A 2,051-nucleotide genomic window follows, 5' to 3' on the forward strand; every position below is an offset into this window, starting at 1 on the left:
TATCTGGATTAGGATGGAACCTGCTGCCGGATCTTGGGGATCCCGGCCCCAGACTCTCAGGAGCGACCGTCATCCATGGCACTGCGCAAACCCGCCGGGCTCAAGCCCGGCGACACCATAGGCTTCTTCTCTCCCTCCAGCGCGGCCACCGCCTGGGCTCCCCGGCGGTTCGAGCGTGCCAGGGCGTTTCTGGAAGGGCAGGGTTTCAGGCTCAAGGCGGGCAGCCTGACCGGTGAGCGGGATCACTGGCGCTCCGGCTCCATCGCGGCGCGGGCCGAAGAGCTCAATGGCCTCATCCGGGATCCAGAGGTGCGGGCAATCATGTCGGTGATTGGCGGCAGCAACTCAAACTCCCTGTTGCCCTATATGGACTACGAGGGGCTGAGAGAGGATCCCAAGATCCTCATCGGCTACTCCGACGTGACGGCCCTGCTGCTCGGCATCCACGCCCAGACCGACCTCGTCACCTTCTACGGCCCGGCGCTGGTGGCCTCGTTCGGCGAGTTGCCCCCGCTGGTGGACGAGACCCTGGCCGGCTTCCTGTCAGTTTGCATGGCCGGTGGCGCCAGCCTGCCCCACCGGTTGCCGACACCGACGCAATGGACCGACGAGCGGCTGGATTGGGAGAACCAGACCCGGGCCAAGCAGTGCCAACCCAACCGGTTGATCTCGGTGGGTTCTGGCCGGGTGCGGGGCCGGCTGATCGGCGGCAACCTCAACACAATGGCGGGGATCTGGGGTTCGCCCTATATGCCGTCCATAGCGCGGGGGGACATTCTGCTGCTCGAAGACAGCCTCAAATCTGCCCAGACGGTGGAGCGGGCCTTTGCCCACCTCAAGCTGTGCGGGGTGTTCGAGCGCATAGGCGCGCTCATCCTCGGCAAGCATGAGCGTTTCGACGACGAGGGTAGCGGCAAGCGGCCCCTCGATATCCTGCTGGAGGTGGTGGGGGAGCCGACCTTCCCCATACTGGCGGAGTTTGACTGCGCTCACACCCATCCCATGCTGACGGTGCCGCTTGGCATCCAGGCCGAGCTGGATCTCGACGCCCAGACCCTCACCCTGTGCGAGCCCTGGCTCCGCTAGTCGCAAGAGAAATGCAAAGAGGCCGCAGTTGCGGCCTCTTTTTATTGGGCTCTCGGGCAGGATCAGGGCAGGGCATCGGCCCGGAAGGTGTGGCAAGGATCTGCGGCCCTCGTCTCTTAAATGTTTATTGACCTCAGGGTAATGCATCTGCCCGGAAGCTGGCGCGGATCTGCGGCACCAGGGGCGAGGGGTCGAAGCCCTTCTCCTCCCCGAGCACCGGGTGGAGCAGGGGTCTGTCCTCTATGGGGGTGAGATCCCCCGCCAGCAGCGCTCGGGTGGCCTGTCCCATCTGGTAGAGCTGGCGCACCGGGGCAAACTGGCGATCGAGTGCGATGGCGCCATCGTTTCGGGTGAAGGCCATCATGGGGATCTGGTAGGGGGCATCCCGGGGGGGCTTGGCGCCATGGATGCCCTTGCCCGCCGACATCAGGAAGGGCTGGTGATCCCCGAAGGCCACCACCAGGTAGCGCTTGCCTGAGCCGTCCAGGGTCTTGAGCAGCCGCTCAAGGGAGGCCATGGCGTCCACCACCCCGGTGTAGTAGGTGTTGAGCAACTGCCGCTCCGCCGGGCTCTGATCCGGGCAGGCCTTGTCGATCTGCTGGGCCCGATAGCGATCCCCGTCGAAGGGGCCGTGCCCCTGCATGGTGACCGCGTAGGCGAACAGCGGCTTGTCATCCTGCTCGCTGCGCTTGATCAGGTGATCGATGAGGGCATCGTCCGAGATGTAGAGCCCCTTGTGTTCCAGGGTGGTGAAGCGGGTGTCGAACCAGCGCTCCTGGTAGCCGAGCGCCGGAATAGCCTTGGCGCGGCCCCAGAACTTCTCCACATAGGGGTGGGCGAACAGGGTCTGGTAGCCGTTCTGCCTGGCGCTGCTGGCAAGGCCGGGCACCTTGTCCGAGAGGTAGTAGTAGGGCACCACCCCCTGCTTGAGCAGGCCCACCGGCAGGCCGGTATTCATCTCGAAC

The 2,051-nt window shown here is 65.2% G+C and carries 2 protein-coding genes; one reads left to right on the plus strand and one right to left on the minus strand.

Annotated elements, in window-relative coordinates; all coding sequences use genetic code 11:
- Nucleotides 1-75: 75 nt before the first annotated feature.
- A complete protein-coding gene (locus tag ACWPWQ_RS21250; protein WP_454010702.1) occupies nucleotides 76-1,086 on the plus strand; it encodes a S66 family peptidase in 1,011 nt (336 codons plus the stop codon).
- A 133-nt stretch (nucleotides 1,087-1,219) separates the two neighbouring features.
- On the opposite strand, the gene ACWPWQ_RS21255 is transcribed toward ACWPWQ_RS21250, so the two are convergent.
- Nucleotides 1,220-2,051 (minus strand): LTA synthase family protein (locus ACWPWQ_RS21255; protein WP_454010703.1); only part of this gene is annotated, 832 nt, incomplete at its 5' end.

The organism is Aeromonas sp. Marseille-Q7275, from assembly GCF_965119515.1.